This window comes from Paraburkholderia ferrariae NBRC 106233 (assembly GCF_000685035.1).
Taxonomy (GTDB): Bacteria; Pseudomonadota; Gammaproteobacteria; order Burkholderiales; family Burkholderiaceae; genus Paraburkholderia; species Paraburkholderia ferrariae.
Map to the genome: position 1 here is coordinate 197,576 of NZ_BAYB01000013.1, position 16,477 is coordinate 214,052.

Sequence of the window (16,477 nt, forward strand, 5' to 3'; positions counted from 1 at the left end):
TATAGCGGGAGCGAATACCGGCGATGTTGATCCAGATCAGCTAACGACCGGCCAGTCGGTATCTACTGTCGCGTCGGCAGACCATAAACTGCGGCATCGCGGCCCCGTCCGGTACGGCCGACTCGTGACTTCCTGGGAGGACATATGGCAGAACAGCGTGAAAGCAGTGGCAGGCGCCGCTTGCCACCGGAAATACGGAGGACGCAGATTCTCGACGCTGCGCTTGCCGAATTCTCCGAACGCGGCTTTGCGTTCACGCGGATCGACGACATTGCGGCACGGGCAGGGCTGTCGAAGGGGGGCGTCTATACGCACTTTCAAAGCAAGGATGCTGTGCTCGAGGCATTACTCGAGCTCCTGCTGAACACCCCGGCCCTTGACGAGCGCTCACTCACCGCCGGCGAAGTGACGGTGGAGCGTGTGCTCGACCTGCTGTCTGGCGAGCTGTACTCGTGGTGCACGCGCGAACCTTTCGTCGCCACGTTCCGGCTGCTGATGGCGGAGAGCGTCCGCCTGCCCGGCTTCGTGGAGCAATGGCGCGAGCGGGCAGAAAACGCATACGTTGCCGCAGTTGGCAAGATGGTGAAAAAAGGCGTCATGCAAGGACACCTGCGGCCCGGCGCGGCGACGAAGACCCCGCTGTTACTCATTGCGCCCATCACGCAGATGTGCGTTCGGCAAGCCATACGTTCGGAATCTTTAAGTCAGCGCGAACTGAAAAGTCATCGCACAGCCTATCGTGGACTTCTGTATGAGCTGCTTGAACCACGCCACATACAAGATCGCAGAAGCGCGCATGGGGTCGTGGAGTGAGGAACGGCGAGCGTGGGGATGGATCAAACGCGACAGGATAATGATCAGCCGCGCGGTGGGCGCGCCAGCGAGCCGCGGGTGGGTTTCCGCCGCGGACCCGGTGCGTCCGGCCCCGGTCTGGTGGCCTGTCTATTCGTGCCCAGCAGGCGCTTTTTACGCGTCACCCGCTGTTGTCACGTTCCGCAGTCCGTCGAGGTCGAGAATACGGATTTCCTTGCCGTGCGGCTCAATCAGGCCGCTCTTGTGCAATTTCGTCATCATGCGGCTGACGGTCTCCAGTTTCAGCCCCAGATAGTTGCCGATCTCCGCGCGGGTCATCTTCAGCGTGAAGGCGGCCGCGGAGTAACCGCGCGCCTGCCAGCGCTGCGACAGGTCGGCGAGAAAGGTCGCCACCCGCTCCTCCGCCGTCATGGTGCCGAGCAGCATCATCAGGCTCGACTCGCGCACGATCTCGGCGCCGAGCAGATGGTGGATGTGGCGCTGGATCGCCTTCACCTCCCGGGCCAGCACTTCAAGGAGACTGAACGGCATCACGCACACGGAACTGTCCTCCAGCGCGACCACCTCGCAGGCGTGCTGGCCGCCGGCAATGCCGTCAATGCCGAGCGTGTCCCCCACGATGGCAAAACCGGTGACCTGCTCGTGTCCCTCGCGGTGCCTCACCACGGTCTTGAACGAACCCGCGCGGACCGCATAGATACTCCTGAAGTCGTCGCCCGCAAGATACAGGGCATGCCCCTGCTTCACCGTGCGGACACATTGCACGGCATCGTTGAGCCGCTCCAGCGCCTGCGTATCCTCGCAACGCACGGCACACATGCGTGCCATCGCACAGCTTCTGCATTCCGTATCCGGCACCTGACGCGTTACGCGAGCCCGTATGGCGGGCTGTTCGAAAGACACGACAGATCCGGACAGCTCCGGGCGTTCAGCGGTGTCCAACATGCTTTTCTCCTTTGACGAAGGTTCGTTCACCGGGCCGGTCGCACGTCGACATCCTCGGCGAACTCCCGGATGATCTGGCACAGCAGGCCGGTATCGCCAGCCTTGTCCAGGAAGTGGCGCGCCCCCAGCGCAAGGCAAGCGTCCCGGTAGAACGGCAACGGTGAGCCGGTCAGTACGATTGGCACAACGCCCGGCAAATGCCGGGGCAGCTCGCGGAGCACCGCGAGGCCTGACGTGCCGCCGGCGAGATGCAGGTCGATGACGGCCACGTCGGCCCCGCATGCCCCGATTCCTGCCAGGGCAGCCACCGGCCCGTCGGCATGGCCGACGACCTCCACGCCGTCGATCGCCTCAAGCAGGGCGGTAAGGCGCCCGCGGATCGAGCCTGAGTCTTCGACCAGGAACACCTTCAGCCGGGATGCGTGCAAAGCGGAATTCATGACGAAATTATGCGCAACCCGCTGGGGCGGCGGAATCGGCGGCATCCGAGATTGATGTCGGTCTGCGGAACCCGCTGTCAGACTTTTCCTACACTGTCGCGGACGAAAATGCACGCCCTTTCCTCAGACAAGAGAGGAAAGGCAACCCGGGCGCGACCGGTCTAGAATGTCGGATACGAAAATGCATCCTTGGCGTATCGCCTTTCCCACGAGGTGGCCACCCATGCTTTCAAGTTTCCCGAATCCATTTCCCCGCGGGTCCCGCACCCACCCGGAAACCTCTGGATGTGCGGCTCAAGCCGCGATCGGTGCACCGCTGTCACGGTTCGTTCCGCCCCTCTTTCACGCTGCACCCTATCGGCACGTCGAGCACTTTGGCGCCACCGACGTATCGGAACGGCAGATGGAGCTCGGGCCGACCCTGTTCGGAATGCGCGCCCACGGCGAGGAATTTCCGATCGAGGCGTCGATTTCCCAGGTAATCGCAAAAAAAGGGAAACCCTATCCGGTGATGCTGCGCGATATCACGGAGGGGGTGCGGGCCAGGCAGGAGCTAAAAGCACCCCGCGACGAGTTGCGCCAGCCGTCCGCGCGCATCGACACCGTCCGCGAGGAACAGAAAAAGCACATCGCTCGACAGTTGCGTATCCTGCTGTCTGACGCCGCGCGCCGCGGTCGCCCATGCCCCTGAGTGCGGCACAGCTGTGCTGTGCCGACACGGATGCATGCAAGGTTGAAGGAGTCCCGCGGCCGCGCGAATCGCCGGTGCGATCAATCCAGAAAACGATAGATGCCGTGAAGAGGACTGCGACCATGCAGGACACGACAGATCTATTTGTATTGACATTAACGGCAGATCAATACCAGCGACGCCTTGTGCTGGCCGTATTGATTATTTCTGCCGCGATTTTTGTGGTCTTCGCACCATTCGCCCACCTGCAACTCGTGCCGGTATGGGCATTCATCCCGATCTATCAATCGGCGATCATCACCAATGACGTGGTAACGGCCGGGTTGCTGTTTGGACAGTTCGCGATCGTTCGCTCAAACGCGCTGCTCGCGCTGTCAGGCGGGTATGTATTTAGCGGTCTGATGGCGGCCGTCCATATGTTGACGTTTCCAGGGCTCTTTTCACCATCTGGCCTTCTCGGTGCCGGTGAGCAAACCACGGCATGGCTGTACATGTTCTGGCACGGGGGATTTCCGCTCGCTGCACTGGCTTATGCGCTTTGGGAGCGCACAACAGGTATCCAGCCCTGGCACTGCAGAGGTCCAGCCGCGATGATTTCGCTTTGCATTGTGGGCGCACTGCTCGCGGCAGGCGCCGTCACCCTGATCGCCACAGCAGGTCACGACTTGCTGCCGCAAATCATGCATGGCAACCAGCAGTCAGCGCAGATCACCGGAGTCGTGACGACGGTGTGGATGCTGAATCTGGTCGCACTGGCCGCGCTGTGGCGCAGGCAGCCGCGCTCCTTACTCGATCTCTGGGTCATGGCCGTACTGGTCGCGTGGCTGTTTGACATCGCGCTCTCGGCGGTACTGGATCACGGCCGCTTCGACGTCGGCTTTTACGCCGGCCGGACCTACGGGCTACTGGCCTCCAGCGTCGTGTTGTTTGCGCTGCTGTTCGAGAACAGCAGGCTGTATGCGCGAACGGCGCAGGCGCTGGAGGGCGAACGGCGCGAGCGCCGGCTCGTCCTCGAGAAGACGGCCGAGCTGAACGCGGCAAATGAACAGCTCGAGCAACGCGTTGCGGCCCGGACGGTGGCGTTGCGGGAGATTTCCGCGCTCAGCGCGTCAGCACGCGAAGCCGACATGGATCTCGAATGTCTGCTCGACCGGGTGCCTCAGGACGATGCGGAACTCGCACACAAGATTGCCGCGATGCTTCGACTGTTGGGGGAAGCCATGGCTTCGACGCGTCGCATTGCGTCTGACCTGCGGCCCCTGATGCTCGACGATCTGGGATTTGCTGCAGCCATCCAGTGGCTGCTGAAAAACTTCGGGGAAAGGCACGGCATTGCATGCACACTTCATGTCGAGCCGCCAGACCTGGATCTTCGTGATCCCCACGCGACAGCAGTCTTCCGGATCGTTCAGGAGTCGCTTGCAAACGTCGCGCGCCATGCCTGCGCCTCCCATGTCGAGGTCATCCTGGACTGCAAGAATCATCATCTCAGTCTCGTCGTCCGTGACGATGGCGTAGGCTTCGATCCCGCAAGCCCGCGCAAGTCAACCTCCTTCGGTCTCGTAGGACTGCGCGAGCGTGCGTACCTGCTGGATGGGACGCTCAGCATCGATGCAGCACCGGGTAAAGGAACGGCCATCAAGATTGACATACCCATGATCGCCCCGCTGCCCTCGCAGGCGGCGTCACAGCCCGGCCCAAAAAATGCGGCGGACAGCGGGACGCCCGTCGACGGACTTCCCGCTACGTAGTCGCCGTCGGGCGGTCGGGATCGCACGGCCAGCATCAGATCACTGATTCGCGAGGGCTCGCCGGCACGACCTGCCCTGTCTCGCCCATCCGCGCCGCATGAAATGCAGACGCGGACGAGTCTACACGTATTGCGGGGACGGTTGACGGCCTGTCACCCGCCGCTCTCCGGACCGCATCGGGTATCACCAGAGATGGCCCACCTGCCGGGCCGCGACACGCGATCGGTACCTCACGCCCACGACAGGAATCGAACGTTCGGTCAATTCACGAGATTCATCTGGCAGATCAGAAAATTCCTACAGACAGCACCGAAATCCTACCTGGATTCAGGCCTTGGCCGATTTCGACATCCGGCCGGATACGGCAAACTGCACACGTCCCCCCTTCATCCCGGGAGTGAGCAGGTTCTCGCGAAACCCCGCTGCGCTCCTGAACTGCATTCAGCGAGAAGTCCCTTGATGCTCAGCCACCACGAGATTGCTACCCTGCTGGTCGTCGCCAGCATGCCCACCCAGGCCGACATCCGGCGCGCCGACTTCTACTCCTTGCTTGAGCGCGGCCTCGTGCACGTAGAGGCATCGACGCGCGGAAAGCCTCGCGCGCAGATTTCCACATCCGGGCAGCAGTTGATGGGTCGTTTGAATTCGGCGTTCTTTCGCTCATGAAGCTGCACGGCATCAAGGCATGCACCAGGCGGCGATTTAAGGCCACTGCGGACAGCAAGCACCATCCGCCAGTCGCACCGAACCTGCTGCAACGTGAGTTCTTGCAGGCGAAGTCTGATCAGGTCTGGACAACAGGCATTACCTGTTTGTGAACTGACGAGATGCGAATCGAGTACGGTGACGGTAAGCCACCTTTGGGCCTTGCGATTACCCACATTTTTTTGTGGTTCAGCGCAGATATCGGGAGACGACGGCGTTCGAACCTTCAAGGGCATCGACTTCGACGGACAGACCCGTCGCATGATGAAGCGCATCGAACAACACACGCTATCTAGCGACGACCCATTCTGGGCGTACTTTCACGGACGTCGCCGAGCGACGAACGGGTCGCGCGACGACGATCTGCTGTTGCTGGCAAGCTTCGTCAACCAGATCCGCGAACGCTTCGAATCGCAGGGCGACGAGGAGGAGTTCCTCTGGCTCGAGCCGATCGAAAACGAATGTTTCCGACGCCTCACGACTGCCACGCAGCGGCACGCCGTGCCGCTCTTGCCCCAACTCATTGCGCGGCGACCGCCACCATGACCGAATAGGCCTTGAACACGGCGGTCGCCTCCATGCCGACCGCCAGCGCCAGTGCATCGACTGCGTCGTTGGTGACGCTGGCAGTCAGAATCGTGCCCCCGGGCAACGTCAGGCCGATCAACGACGAAACCGCGCCCCGCTCCACGCGGGAAATGGTTCCCGGGAACTGGTTACGCGCCGACAAGGCGTAGCCGGCGAAGTCGAGCACGAGTACCACCGCCGACGACTTGATCAACACCAGCGCCTCGTTTCCCGCCGATAGTTTCAGACGCTCCGCCGCTGCGGTGGTCATGGTTGCCGCAACCTGATGCCCACCGGGGACGGTGACCAGGACCTGGGTCGTCACCGGCCCCGGCGTCACGGCGTCGACGATTCCGGAAAGCACATTGCGTGCAGTCGTTTTCATTGCGATTCTCCTGAGAAGGCCAGCCACGGCTGGCCACGAACGGGTAGAGATACCCTGGATTTCATCCCTCCACGGGCATATGGAGCAGGTCGCGGATGTGCCGCTCGCGCACGTCGAGCGGCGACGCCCGACGCTCCGGCATCAGCTCGCGCGCCTCGCCGTTTCGCACGTCCACTTCCCTCACCACGCGTCCGTGCTCGATAACGAATGCGACGTCGGCGAGCGCAAGCACGTCGTCGACATCGTGCGTGATCATCACGACCGGAATCTTCCAGCGCGCGAACACGCGCGCGAGCTGCTTGCGCAATGCTTCGCGCAGCATCGGGTTCAGCGCGGCAAACGGCTCGTCGAGCAGCAACAGATCCGGCTGGCACGCAAGCGCACGCGCCATCGCCACGCGTTGCTGCTGCCCGCCCGACAGCGTGGCCGGACGGCTGTCCGCGAGCGCAGTCAGCCCGAACGTGTCGAGGAGTTCGCCGATCAGCGCGACCTGCTCGCGCGAGAGCCTGTGGCGGCGCCAGTTCGTCAGCCCGAACGCCACGTTGTCCCGCACGCTCAGATGCGGAAACAACGCGTAGTGCTGGAACAGGTAGCCGACGCCGCGCCGCTGCGGCGCCATATCGATACCCAGCGCCGAATCGAACAGGACGCGACCGTTGACGCGCACGTGGCCGCGTTGCAGGGCCAGCAGCCCGGCGATCGCCTGCAAGGTCAACGACTTGCCGCCACCCGACGGTCCGTAAAGCGCGATCACTGACGCGCCGGACACGAAGCGCGTGGCGAGCACGAAGCGCCGCGCCCCATCCGACACGATCGCGCCGAGATCGACATCGATCATGGCGTCGCGGACCTACGCGTGCGCGAAGCCATAGCGTTTCAGGATCTCCTGCGCCTGCGGGCTCAACAGATAGGCGATGAACGTTTTCGCCAGCGCGGGTTCGCGACTCGCGCTGACCGCGACGACCGGATAGGTCACGGGGACGTGCCCGCCGACGGCCTGGACGATGGCGACCTTGTCGGACATCAGCAGCGCGTCCGTGCGATAAACGAAACCCGCCTCGGCCTCGCCCCTCGCCACGTAATCGAGCACCTGCCGCACGCTGTCGGCCTGCACGAACTTCGGCGCGAGCGCATCCCAGAGCGCAGCCTTTTCGAGCGCCTGTTGCGTGTAGCTCCCCACTGGCACAGTCGACGTCTTGCCGATCGCGATGCGCCGCACCGCCGGATTCGCCAGATCCGACATGCTTTTCACCGGCGAGCTTTGGGCGGCGGGCACGATCAGCACCAGCGTGTTCGCCGCGAAGTCGCGGCGCGTGGCGGCGTCGAACAGCCCGGCGTCGACGCCGCGCGTGACGGTCTGCTCGTCGGCGCTTACAAACACGTCGACGGGCGCGCCCTGCCGGATCTGTTGCAGCAGCACGCCGGAGGCCGCGAAATTGAAGCGCACGGTGATGTCCGGATGCGTGGCCTCGAACTTCGCGCCCACCTCCTTGAACGCATCGGTCAGACTGGCGGCGGCGGAAACGGTGAGTTGCTGCGCCCTCGCAAGGGACGGCAGTGCAACAAGCAGCACCAGGGCGGCGAATAAAACAGACAGGAAACGTTTCAAGGCATGCTCCACGAAATCAGCGAAGAGAAAGAAAGCGCCCGGACAACACGAGCATCGCAATGGACAACACGGAAGTGACGAGCACCAGCAGTAATGCGGCTTCGTCGCGGCCATCCTGCATGGCGTCGTAGATGGCCATCGAGAGCGTCTGTGTCTGATGCGGGATGTCGCCGGCCACCATGAGCGTCGCGCCGAACTCACCCATCGCGCGCGCAAACGCGAGTAGCGTGCCCGCGAGAATGCCGGGCCACGCGAGTGGCAACGTCACGCGCACGAACACCGACCAGGGCGATTGGCGCAGTGTCAGCGCCGCGGCCTCGAGCGAACGATCCACACCCGCGAACGCGGCATTGGCCGACTTCAACACCAGCGGCAGCGCGACCAGGGCCGACGCGAGCACCGCGCCGTGCCAGTTGAAGACGATCGTGTAGCCGGTCTGCCGGTACAGCCATCCGCCCACGATGCTGCGCCGGCCGGCCGCCACAAGCAGGCCGTAGCCGATCACGGTCGGCGGCAGGACGAGCGGCAACATGAAGACCGCTTCGAGTGCGGTGCTGCCCGGAAAGCGCCGGCGCGCAAACAGCCAGCCGAGCGCGATGCCGGCAACGAGCGCGAGCACCGTCGCGAGGCCCGCCACGCGTAGCGACAGCCATAACGGCGACCAGTCCATCCGATGTAGGGAATCCGACATTTTCGACAATTCACGTTATCAAACGGGCGACCGGTCCATCGTTGCAAAATGTGAGCCATGTGCATATCGATGGCGCACCATGCCGCGCGGCAGCCGATCACGCGGCGGCTAGACCGGCCGCGCGCGCAAACAGCGCGAGCGACGCCCGCGCCTCGACCGGATCGTGCGTCGCGGGCTTGAGCAGGAGCTGGGTCGGGCCGAGCCGGTCGCACAGCGCCTTCGCACGCGCCACACATTGCTCTGGCGTGCCGATGATCGAGTTCGCGAGAATCACCGCTTCGGGCGCGCCCGGCGCGAACATCGGCGGCAGCTTGCCGGACGCAAACTGCACCCCCATCAGACGCGGATAGGCACGCACCGCCGCGACGCCATGCTCGACCGCACGACGGCTGTCCTCGTCGCAGTGAAAAAAACGCGCGATCGCGAACGGAAAGTCACCGCGTCGCGCACGCCCGGCCGCGACCTGCTCCGCGACCTCGCCGAAATCGGCCGACGGCGTCGCCATCAGGCCATAGCCGTGCTGTTCGGCAAGACGCTGTGAATCGCCGGCCAGGCTCGCGAGCCAGACTGGCACCGGGCGCTGGAGAGGACGGGGATATACCGCGACGCCTTCGTAGTGGAAGAAACGCCCGTCGAAGCGCGTTTGCGGCTCGTTCCACAACCGCTGGATCAGCGCGAGCGCCTCATGCATGCGCTCCCGCGCGACATCGGCGGACGCGATCCCCGCATGCCGGTACTGCTCGGGAAACGGGCCGCCCCGCGCGACGCCGAATTCGATGCGCCCGCCGCTCAGCAGATCGAGCGACGCGATGTCCTCCGCGACGCGCAGCGGGTCGTTCAGTGCGAGCAGCGATGCGCCCGTGCCGAGGCGGATCGTCGACGTGCAGGCGGCAATGTGCGAAAGCAGCACCGTCAATGCACTGCCGATCGCGAACGGACTGTAGTGATGCTCGGCGACCCATGCCGCGTGGAACCCCAGCTCTTCAGCCGCGATCGCGGTTCGTACGGTCTGCTCAAGCGCGTCGCGGGCATGGCCTTCGGGATTCTCGACGTTAAGAAAGACACCATAGCGTTGCGGGAAATCCGACATTTCAGTCTGATCCGTCAAATAGCGTCATGTCCGTGCAAGTTCCGGGCCGGAACACTGCCGTGCGGCGAGCGATCCTGCAAGACCGGCGTCGAGAACCAGCTGCGCACCGTGTCGTACTCGTAGCGGGTGAGCCGGTCGTGGCGCGCGCGCGGGGCGAGCAGATAGACGGAAAGCGGCTCCGCCCAGCCCCAGAAGTCGGCGCGCAGCGCGGTCGGGAAATTGACGTCGTCGAACGCGTGCCACAGTTGCACCAGCCACAACTCGCGCCCGTCCTCGTCGAGCAACAATGGCAAGCCCGCGCCCGCCTGCATGTGGGCATGGCGCTGGCTGTAATAGAGCGGTCCGCCGCAGGCCTCGACGACAAAGTCGGCGACCCGCTCCGTCACGCAATCGAAGCAGTCCCCGGCGTGGACGAACAGCGGCGTCGTCCTGAGCCGCCGCATGTGCTGCCTGACCAGATCGCGCAAGCCGGCTTCCTCACAGATGGCGAGCAGCCGATGTGGCGGGGCCGGTAACGGCGGACACAGCGTTTGCTCGCCGCGCGCGGGACGCTCGCGCGAAGACTGGACAACGGGCCAGTGCAATGTCCGGTAGCAGGCGCGCGTGCACGGTGTCCAGCGCGCGCGCGGCGGGGCCGCAGAGGTCGGGTCCATGAGCGTGTCGGGTTCCTTGTCCGGTTTGTTGGTTATATACCGCTGTACATAACGGTTCCCGTGACAAAGCAAGGACCACGCCTGGGCCGCCCGCAGGCCCCTAGCGCTCCGGCCCGAAACAATGCCCGTAATCCGTGCACACGCCGCAACTCGGCGCCTTGCAGACGGACAGCCCCTCGCGCTCGCAAAGTTGCTTATAGAAGAACTTCTTCCATTTCATGTCGTTGACGTTTTTTCCCGCAAGCCGTGGAAACCAGTCGCGAAGCAACGCGGAAAGCTCGCGCCGCGAGGGCAGCCGCAGATCCTGCCAGAGATGGTTGGCACCGAGACACGCGCAGGCCAGCGCATGGGCCACGCAGTTCACTTCCTCGGGCGTTCCGTAGCAAGGGTCGGCATGGTCCTTGAAGAGCGTCACGAGGTCTTCGACTTCGTCGTATCGCGGCCCGGGCGGCGATGCGCCGGTCGATACGTCCCACGCCAACGACAATGCCGCCTCGGCGCCGGGAAACCAGTGCGCGAGCAACCAGCGGGTTTCGTCCACGTTCAGTCCGCGGATCGGCAGCGCCCGCATGCCGTCCTCGTCGAAAGCCGACGACAGCACACCGGCGAGCGCCAGCACCGTCGGGTGCTCGGCGCTCACCGCGTGGTTCATCAAGGTTCTGTGGAAATCCATGATCGTCGGGGCCTGCTCAAAGCCGGGCCGCCGCGTGCGTATAGCACTTCTTCGGGCAGATCTTCGCGCACGCGGTACAGCCGATGCACCGCTCCCTGTGCGCGATGGTCATGACTTTCTTCTCGTACTCGTCGTCCTCGTCGTCGTCCAGGGCGATGCGGCCGCCTTCCTCGTCGAGCCCCACCAGTTCGAGCACGCCGCGCGGGCATACCCGGAAGCATCGCCCGCAGCCGATGCATTTTTCTTCGTCGAGCGTCGACACGAAAGTCGGCGTCCAGGTCTCGCCGCTCGGCAGCGTCACGCTAAAGAGATCGCTCACGTCCGTCTCCCGCGCGGCTCACGCCGAAGCCGCGGCTGCGGCTGCGGCTTTGCGCACGTCCATCAGCGCGGCGTGCGCGTCGTGACAGCGCTGTGCGACCGTGAGAATCTGCTCCCAGTTCGTCGGCAGTTCCTCGGACAGGTCGTGAAGATCCATCTTCGCCTGCGTCGCCTGTGCGTTGAGCTTCTTCAGGCGCGCCTTGAGTTCGTCGGCATCGGTCATCGTGTTCTCCCGCTCAGGCGCCGTATTGCGCAACGGACGGATAGGCCCGGATCATCTCGACGGCTTCGCTCAGGAACTTGCCGCCCGCCTCGGCCAGCTTCGCGAGCGACGCAAATCCGAAGCGGTGCACGTCGCGAAGCTGCTTGTTGACAACCACGAGACGCCCCGCGATCAGCACCATGCGCCCGAAGCCCTCGTGGCTCATCTTCATCATCGGCGATACCATCTGGCCGGTCTCCCGCTCGATCGCCACCGCGATCGCGTTGTAGAACAGTTCCAGATGCCAGAGCGTCTCGGGGTCGGGGTCGCCCACGATCGGAATCGCGCGGCGCTCTTCCGGCGTCAGGATGTACGGCTTGAGCAGTTTCAGGTCGCTCTTGCCTTCCCAGGTGCCGTGGGTATCCTGCGCGCGCAGTTGCCTCACGAGTTGCTGGACAAACGGCGTCGCGAGCAGCGCCTCTTCGCTGGCCGCATCGGCGGCCTCCGTGCCGGTAATGGCTTCAGCCATGGGATACCTCGTTGTCCTCATCGAAATCGAATGATGGCCTGCCTTCCTTCGCGAGCGCCTTGCGCAGCCACGGCGGCGGCGTGCCCTTCAACACGTCGCGCAGCTTCGCCAGAATGCCCTCGATCGGCTCCGGCTGCGGCACCTTGACCGGATGGATCTTCAGCGCGACCACGCGCGCCGCGCCCGAGCCGCCGATCGCGGCGACGTAGAGGATCGCGCAGTCTTTGACGGCATCGAGCTTCGGCGCGAGCTTGTCCTCGTCGCCGTCTTCTTCGAGCTTGCCGCCGAAGTCGAACGACTCGACGAACGTGTGGCCGTCGGCGGTCACGTCGTAGGTAACGATGCTCTTCGCCCAGCCAAAGTGCGCATCGACGTGCACCTTGTCCTGGGTCGCGAATGCGATTTTCATGGGGTGGACTCCTCGTGAATTCCCGTACCGGCCAAGACGACCGGAATCTTCACTTCGCGCGCGGCCAGATCGACCGAGGCCTGCGGCAGCGGCCAGTCGTCCGGATGGTGGTGCGCGATCTGCTCGATCATCAGGTTCGCGATCTCGAAGATCAGGTTCATCGTGCCGCGATAACCGACCTGACAGCGATGCGCGTTGCCGACGCGGTCGAACACCGGAAAGCCGACCCGCATCAGCGGCTTGCCCAGACGCTCCGCCATCTGCCGGCCGTGCGAATGCGTGATGAGCAGATCGCAGTTGCCCGCGGCGCGCTCCAGATCTTCGAGGTCGCCGAGCACGACTTCGGCAGCGGGCAACAGGGCATGCGACGGCGACGCGGTCGTGCTGACGCAGACGCTCAATTGCGCGCCCATCTCGTGCAGCAGCGCGCCGAGCGCGAGCAGCAGGTCCGGCTCCGCGCCGAGCGCCACCTTGATGCCGCCCGTGTAGAAGTGGCCGTCGAGCATCGCGTCGAGCAACTGGCTGCGCTGGCGGCGGTACTTCGCAGGCACGGGCCGGCCCGAGAGCAGCGCGAGGCGCTGCAAGAGCCGGTCGTTGGGTTCGAGGCCGGTGAGCCGCTCGAAGATCTCGAACGGCGTGCCGGCGATTTCCCGCAACGCCTGCGCGCCCTCGCGGGTCTGCTCGCCCACGCCGATCGTCAGCGCCGATGCACCCGCCGCGCGGATCTGCGCGAGCGTCGTGCCGCCGAGCGTGGTGCCGCGCCAGTCCGGCGCGATATGGCCGTCGAGCGAGCCCGACAGGTCCGGCAGCACGATCGCGTCGAGCCCGAATGCGCCGATGATCTCGCGCAGCTCGTCGATGTCGCCCGGCGACAGATGACTGCCCGGCAGCAGCGTGACCTGCCGGGCGACGGTCGGCAACGGCTTGACGAGCGCCTTGACGATGGCGGTGACCGCGTGCGCGTAGCCGTCCTCGAAGCCGCCGACGTAGTCGGGCGTGGACACGTAGACGAGTTCGGTGTCGTCGAGTTCGGGCTTGCGCTTGCGCACCGTCGCGAGATAGCCCACGACGTCGTCGCCCTTGGTTTCGGTGAGCCCGGTCGAGCAGATTGCTATGATCTTCGGCGCCGCCCGCTTGCGGATGTTCAACAGCGCCGTCTCGATGTTCTCGTAGCCGCCGAGGATCGTCGTGACCTCGTTCATCGCCGTGGTTTGCAGCGGAATCGCCTCCTTGAAGTGGCGCACCAGCAGCACGAGACCGAACGACGTGCAGCCCTGCGAGCCGTGCATCACCGGCATACAGGCGTCGAGCCCCATGAACGCGTAACTCGCGCCAAGCGGCTGGCTCATTTTCAGCGGGTTGACCGCACAGGCTTTCTTCGATTCGACGACGAGCGCCATGATGTCTGCTCCTCGCCGCGCTCAGGCCGGCATGCCCGGTTCGAACGCCATGGCCCAGGCACGCACGCCTGCGAACTGCGGGACGGGCGTTTCAGGCGGCACTTCCTGCGCAACCGCTGCCTGCACCGCGCCAGGCGTCTCGCCGTCGTCGCCCCACGGTGCCGGAATGCGCACCTGCTGCCACACGGGGTTATGAATCGCGCGATCGATCTCGTGCACGAGTTCGACGATGCCCTCATAGCCGCCATACGGGTGATGGCGCTCCTGGTTGATGTCGAGCCACGGCATGCGCGCCTTCAGCGCGACGAACTGCGAGCGGCCGCCCGAGAGCATGATGTCGGCCTTCGCGTCGCGCAGCATGGCGTACATCTCGCGCGGCGTCATGTCGTCGATCATGTGCGCGTCGTCGCCCATGATCTCCTTGATCTTTTCCTTGTCCTCCTTCGTACTCTTCTTGACGCTCGTGCCGACGATTTCGAGCCCCGCCTCCTGCAACGCGGCGACGACCGACCACGACTTCACGCCGCCGGTAATCAGCAGCACACGCTTGCCTTCGAGGCGCTCGCGGTAGCGCGCGATCCTCGCCCACGCGCGCGCCTCCTCGGCTTCGATCAGACGCTCCGTTCGGCCGATCAGATCGTCGGGCGCGCCCTGCTGCACGAGCAGCCTCGCAATCTGGCGCAGCGTGTCGCTCATGTCGCCGATGCCGTAAAACGAGCCCTCGAAATACGGAATGCCGTAGCGCTGCTGCATCTTCGTCGCAATGTTGATCATCGACTTCGAGCAGACCATCATGTTGACCTTCGCGCGGTGCGAACTCGCGATCTCGTTGTAGCGGCCGTCGCCGGAGATGCACGACAGGATGCGGATGCCGAGCGCGTCGAGCAGCGGCTTCGTCTGCCACAGCTCGCCCGAGAGGTTGTATTCGCCGATGATGTTGATGTCGTACGGCGTCGTGTACTCCGGCTCGCGCGTGCCGATCACATAGTCGAGCACCGCCTCGCCGCCGAGCTTGTTGCCGAGGTTCTTCGGCCCGGCGAAACCCGGCGCATTCACGGGAATCACCGGCTTGCCGAATTTTTCCGACGCGCGCTTGCAGACGGATTCAATATCGTCGCCGATCAGCGCGGTCACGCAGGTTTGATACACGAACACGGCAGGCGGGTCGTATTTCTCGATGATCTCGCGCACGCTTTTGAAAAGCCGTTTCTCGCCGCCGTAGATGACGTCGAGCTCGTTGATGTCGGTGGTAAAGCCGGTGCGGTAGAGCGTCGAGCCCGACGAGGCCGCATGACGGTTGTCCCACGAGTTGCCTTCGCACGCAATCGGCCCATGCACGAGGTGCGCCACGTCGACGATCGGCTGCAACGCGATCTTCGCGCCATCGAACGCGCAGCCGCCCGCCGCCGCGCCGGGAGAAAGCTGCTTCGTGCAGCCCTTCTTGCGCTCCTTCTCGCCTTTTGCCTGGTTCTTGTCGCAACCGGGTTCGTCGAAGACTTCGGCGATCTTGCCCTTGAGCGAAGGTGACATGACGGGCTCCTGACTATGTGGGGTCCACGATGACTGGCAAGTTCCGTACCACGGCAGCAACCGGCGCGCGGCACGGTCAAACCGCTTCGTTGTGCTGCCCGCTTGCCGGACGTTTGTCGTCATCGGAACGGACTTTGGGCGGTTTGAATGAATTGCGACATTGCCCCGCGCTGCAGACACGACACGCGGATGTTGGCGGTTTGCCCTGCTTCGTTACGCGCTCAGTTGTCGTCCGCGAGCACGTCGAGCGCCACGAGTTGCTCGTACAGTGCTCGCCGCGCACGCCAGTGCGACGCGCCCGCGAGACGTGCGTCGGCGCCCTCGAACGCGCCAATCGCATCGCGATCGTTCCAGTAGACGAGGCAGTCGCCACGTGCCTGCAATGCAGCCTCCGACGCATCGCGCTGCGTGACGACCTCGGGCTGGCACACGCCTCGCCCGAGCAGATAGTCGGCGCGATACAGCGGCGCGTCCCAGCCGTGGGCGTCGCCGATTGCGCAGATCGACGGGTACTGCGCCCGCGTGACGGCATCGGGCGTCGGCCCGGCGAATCCGAGCAGTTCGCGCGGCGTCGACACATCATGGATTTCCTCGGCATCGAGCGCGTCGGACGCCGCCACCTTGCGGACGAAATCCGCCTCGTCGTAGGCAAACCACGCCCTCGGTTGTTCGCCCGCCGGCATCTCCAGCACGTAAATCACGCGTTGCCCTCCTCTGGACGGTTCACGCCAGTTCGCATGCCGCTACTCGACACCCTCTGCAGCCGTCCTGGCCCATACCGCTTGCCGGATGCGCCGCGCGATGCCGGACGAACTCGCATCGAATTCACGCTGGGCCGCCGCCATCGTCCCCTGCGCGATGGCGGCCTGCTCGTGCGTCAGCGGCAGCCGACCGGCGACGTGCGTGGCGCCGGGCACGCCGCGCGCAATCGCCTGCCGGTTCGGGTGCTCGTCGAGCGGCACCAGGCGATCCGCCTCGCGCACGCCCGCGAGGCAGACCCAGCCGTCGATCACCTCGACCTTCCGGCCGTCCCGAGTGACTTTGACCAAAACCGGGGCTGCCATGGCTGTGCTCCG

The 16,477-nt window shown here is 64.7% G+C and carries 22 protein-coding genes and 1 pseudogene; 6 read left to right on the forward strand and 17 right to left on the reverse strand.

Going from position 1 to position 16,477, the window contains the following annotated elements; genetic code table 11:
* The first annotated feature begins 144 nt into the window (after positions 1–144).
* Positions 145–813, forward strand: a complete 669-nt coding sequence (locus BFE01S_RS38855) for a TetR/AcrR family transcriptional regulator (protein ID WP_042337756.1) — start codon at positions 145–147, stop codon at positions 811–813.
* A 153-nt stretch (positions 814–966) separates the two neighbouring features.
* On the opposite strand, the gene BFE01S_RS16120 is transcribed toward BFE01S_RS38855, so the two are convergent.
* On the reverse strand, positions 967–1,758 hold the full coding sequence (locus BFE01S_RS16120) for a helix-turn-helix domain-containing protein (RefSeq protein WP_052420903.1): 792 nt from the start codon (positions 1,756–1,758) through the stop codon (positions 967–969).
* A 26-nt stretch (positions 1,759–1,784) separates the two neighbouring features.
* Positions 1,785–2,198 carry a response regulator gene (locus tag BFE01S_RS38860; RefSeq protein WP_042337821.1) on the reverse strand — a complete coding sequence of 138 codons (414 nt, stop codon included), beginning with the start codon at positions 2,196–2,198 and terminating at the stop codon, positions 1,785–1,787.
* Positions 2,199–2,421: 223 nt separating this feature from the next.
* On the opposite strand from BFE01S_RS38860, the gene BFE01S_RS44340 reads away from it, so the two are divergent.
* The 5 genes and pseudogenes from BFE01S_RS44340 (at position 2,422) to cowN (ending at position 5,891) form a co-directional block, all read left to right on the forward strand.
* Positions 2,422–2,889 carry a PAS domain-containing protein gene (locus BFE01S_RS44340; RefSeq protein WP_156967034.1) on the forward strand — a complete coding sequence of 156 codons (468 nt, stop codon included), beginning with the start codon at positions 2,422–2,424 and terminating at the stop codon, positions 2,887–2,889.
* A 122-nt stretch (positions 2,890–3,011) separates the two neighbouring features.
* Entirely contained in the window at positions 3,012–4,640 is a 1,629-nt protein-coding gene (locus BFE01S_RS38865; protein ID WP_042337823.1) for a sensor histidine kinase, read from the forward strand.
* 459 nt (positions 4,641–5,099) lie between these two features.
* Positions 5,100–5,306, forward strand: a complete 207-nt coding sequence (locus tag BFE01S_RS16140; RefSeq protein ID WP_028226411.1) for a hypothetical protein — start codon at positions 5,100–5,102, stop codon at positions 5,304–5,306.
* Positions 5,291–5,449, forward strand: a pseudogene (locus BFE01S_RS45845) (IS3 family transposase); the annotation flags it as partial. The gene BFE01S_RS16140 and the pseudogene BFE01S_RS45845, both read left to right, overlap by 16 nt.
* 34 nt (positions 5,450–5,483) lie before the next feature.
* Positions 5,484–5,891, forward strand: coding sequence for a N(2)-fixation sustaining protein CowN (cowN, locus tag BFE01S_RS41930; protein WP_281177401.1), 408 nt, complete (start codon positions 5,484–5,486; stop codon positions 5,889–5,891).
* Here the strand turns inward: cowN and BFE01S_RS16150 are convergent.
* The 15 genes from BFE01S_RS16150 to BFE01S_RS16220 all read right to left on the reverse strand — a co-directional run bounded on the left by BFE01S_RS16150 (position 5,866) and on the right by BFE01S_RS16220 (position 16,465).
* Positions 5,866–6,297: a TOBE domain-containing protein gene (locus BFE01S_RS16150; protein ID WP_028226412.1), complete on the reverse strand. Its 432-nt coding sequence runs from the start codon at positions 6,295–6,297 to the stop codon at positions 5,866–5,868. The genes cowN and BFE01S_RS16150 overlap by 26 nt on opposite strands.
* Positions 6,298–6,358: 61 nt before the next feature.
* Positions 6,359–7,135 carry an ABC transporter ATP-binding protein gene (locus BFE01S_RS16155; protein ID WP_028226413.1) on the reverse strand — a complete coding sequence of 259 codons (777 nt, stop codon included), beginning with the start codon at positions 7,133–7,135 and terminating at the stop codon, positions 6,359–6,361.
* Between the two features lie 12 nt (positions 7,136–7,147).
* The gene (gene modA, locus BFE01S_RS16160; protein ID WP_028226414.1) at positions 7,148–7,906 is read right to left on the reverse strand and encodes a molybdate ABC transporter substrate-binding protein; all 759 of its coding nucleotides are present in this window, start codon (positions 7,904–7,906) and stop codon (positions 7,148–7,150) included.
* Between the two features lie 16 nt (positions 7,907–7,922).
* Positions 7,923–8,597 carry a molybdate ABC transporter permease subunit gene (gene modB, locus BFE01S_RS16165; RefSeq protein ID WP_028226415.1) on the reverse strand — a complete coding sequence of 225 codons (675 nt, stop codon included), beginning with the start codon at positions 8,595–8,597 and terminating at the stop codon, positions 7,923–7,925.
* Positions 8,598–8,694: 97 nt separating this feature from the next.
* A complete protein-coding gene (locus BFE01S_RS16170; RefSeq protein ID WP_028226416.1) occupies positions 8,695–9,687 on the reverse strand; it encodes an LLM class flavin-dependent oxidoreductase in 993 nt (330 codons plus the stop codon).
* Positions 9,688–9,701: 14 nt separating this feature from the next.
* On the reverse strand, positions 9,702–10,154 hold the full coding sequence (locus BFE01S_RS38875; protein ID WP_322787831.1) for a globin family protein: 453 nt from the start codon (positions 10,152–10,154) through the stop codon (positions 9,702–9,704).
* A gap of 286 nt (positions 10,155–10,440) precedes the next feature.
* Complete coding sequence (locus BFE01S_RS16180) at positions 10,441–11,013, reverse strand: nitrogen fixation protein NifQ (RefSeq protein WP_028226417.1); 573 nt, start codon at positions 11,011–11,013, stop codon at positions 10,441–10,443.
* 16 nt (positions 11,014–11,029) lie between these two features.
* On the reverse strand, positions 11,030–11,332 hold the full coding sequence (gene fdxB / locus BFE01S_RS16185) for a ferredoxin III, nif-specific (RefSeq protein ID WP_028226418.1): 303 nt from the start codon (positions 11,330–11,332) through the stop codon (positions 11,030–11,032).
* Positions 11,333–11,350: 18 nt separating this feature from the next.
* The gene (locus tag BFE01S_RS16190; RefSeq protein WP_028226419.1) at positions 11,351–11,554 is read right to left on the reverse strand and encodes a CCE_0567 family metalloprotein; all 204 of its coding nucleotides are present in this window, start codon (positions 11,552–11,554) and stop codon (positions 11,351–11,353) included.
* A 13-nt stretch (positions 11,555–11,567) separates the two neighbouring features.
* Positions 11,568–12,062 carry a NifX-associated nitrogen fixation protein gene (locus BFE01S_RS16195; RefSeq protein WP_028226420.1) on the reverse strand — a complete coding sequence of 165 codons (495 nt, stop codon included), beginning with the start codon at positions 12,060–12,062 and terminating at the stop codon, positions 11,568–11,570.
* Positions 12,055–12,471 (reverse strand): nitrogen fixation protein NifX, encoded by a 417-nt coding sequence (gene nifX, locus BFE01S_RS16200; protein ID WP_028226421.1) that lies wholly within the window; start codon positions 12,469–12,471, stop codon positions 12,055–12,057. Before nifX ends, BFE01S_RS16195 begins: the two co-directional genes overlap by 8 nt.
* On the reverse strand, positions 12,468–13,871 hold the full coding sequence (gene nifN, locus BFE01S_RS16205) for a nitrogenase iron-molybdenum cofactor biosynthesis protein NifN (protein WP_028226422.1): 1,404 nt from the start codon (positions 13,869–13,871) through the stop codon (positions 12,468–12,470). Before nifN ends, nifX begins: the two co-directional genes overlap by 4 nt.
* 21 nt (positions 13,872–13,892) lie before the next feature.
* Positions 13,893–15,401 (reverse strand): nitrogenase iron-molybdenum cofactor biosynthesis protein NifE, encoded by a 1,509-nt coding sequence (gene nifE / locus BFE01S_RS16210; protein ID WP_028226423.1) that lies wholly within the window; start codon positions 15,399–15,401, stop codon positions 13,893–13,895.
* Between the two features lie 221 nt (positions 15,402–15,622).
* Positions 15,623–16,102: a hypothetical protein gene (locus tag BFE01S_RS16215; RefSeq protein ID WP_028226424.1), complete on the reverse strand. Its 480-nt coding sequence runs from the start codon at positions 16,100–16,102 to the stop codon at positions 15,623–15,625.
* A gap of 42 nt (positions 16,103–16,144) precedes the next feature.
* Positions 16,145–16,465 carry a hypothetical protein gene (locus BFE01S_RS16220; RefSeq protein ID WP_028226425.1) on the reverse strand — a complete coding sequence of 107 codons (321 nt, stop codon included), beginning with the start codon at positions 16,463–16,465 and terminating at the stop codon, positions 16,145–16,147.
* Positions 16,466–16,477: the final 12 nt, after the last annotated feature.

Excerpts from the sequence above, each read along its gene's own strand:
- BFE01S_RS38855 (WP_042337756.1), top strand. The coding sequence starts at position 145 with ATGGCAGAACAGCGTGAAAGCAGTGGCAGGCGCCGCTTGCCACCGGAA.
- BFE01S_RS16120 (WP_052420903.1), bottom strand. The coding sequence starts at position 1,758 with ATGTTGGACACCGCTGAACGCCCGGAGCTGTCCGGATCTGTCGTGTCT.
- BFE01S_RS38860 (WP_042337821.1), bottom strand. The coding sequence starts at position 2,198 with ATGAATTCCGCTTTGCACGCATCCCGGCTGAAGGTGTTCCTGGTCGAA.
- BFE01S_RS44340 (WP_156967034.1), top strand. The coding sequence starts at position 2,422 with ATGCTTTCAAGTTTCCCGAATCCATTTCCCCGCGGGTCCCGCACCCAC.
- BFE01S_RS38865 (WP_042337823.1), top strand. The coding sequence starts at position 3,012 with ATGCAGGACACGACAGATCTATTTGTATTGACATTAACGGCAGATCAA.
- BFE01S_RS16140 (WP_028226411.1), top strand. The coding sequence starts at position 5,100 with ATGCTCAGCCACCACGAGATTGCTACCCTGCTGGTCGTCGCCAGCATG.
- BFE01S_RS16150 (WP_028226412.1), bottom strand. The coding sequence starts at position 6,297 with ATGAAAACGACTGCACGCAATGTGCTTTCCGGAATCGTCGACGCCGTG.
- BFE01S_RS16155 (WP_028226413.1), bottom strand. The coding sequence starts at position 7,135 with ATGATCGATGTCGATCTCGGCGCGATCGTGTCGGATGGGGCGCGGCGC.
- modB (WP_028226415.1), bottom strand. The coding sequence starts at position 8,597 with ATGTCGGATTCCCTACATCGGATGGACTGGTCGCCGTTATGGCTGTCG.
- BFE01S_RS16170 (WP_028226416.1), bottom strand. The coding sequence starts at position 9,687 with ATGTCGGATTTCCCGCAACGCTATGGTGTCTTTCTTAACGTCGAGAAT.
- BFE01S_RS16180 (WP_028226417.1), bottom strand. The coding sequence starts at position 11,013 with ATGGATTTCCACAGAACCTTGATGAACCACGCGGTGAGCGCCGAGCAC.
- BFE01S_RS16190 (WP_028226419.1), bottom strand. The coding sequence starts at position 11,554 with ATGACCGATGCCGACGAACTCAAGGCGCGCCTGAAGAAGCTCAACGCA.
- BFE01S_RS16195 (WP_028226420.1), bottom strand. The coding sequence starts at position 12,062 with ATGGCTGAAGCCATTACCGGCACGGAGGCCGCCGATGCGGCCAGCGAA.
- nifX (WP_028226421.1), bottom strand. The coding sequence starts at position 12,471 with ATGAAAATCGCATTCGCGACCCAGGACAAGGTGCACGTCGATGCGCAC.
- nifN (WP_028226422.1), bottom strand. The coding sequence starts at position 13,871 with ATGGCGCTCGTCGTCGAATCGAAGAAAGCCTGTGCGGTCAACCCGCTG.
- nifE (WP_028226423.1), bottom strand. The coding sequence starts at position 15,401 with ATGTCACCTTCGCTCAAGGGCAAGATCGCCGAAGTCTTCGACGAACCC.
- BFE01S_RS16220 (WP_028226425.1), bottom strand. The coding sequence starts at position 16,465 with ATGGCAGCCCCGGTTTTGGTCAAAGTCACTCGGGACGGCCGGAAGGTC.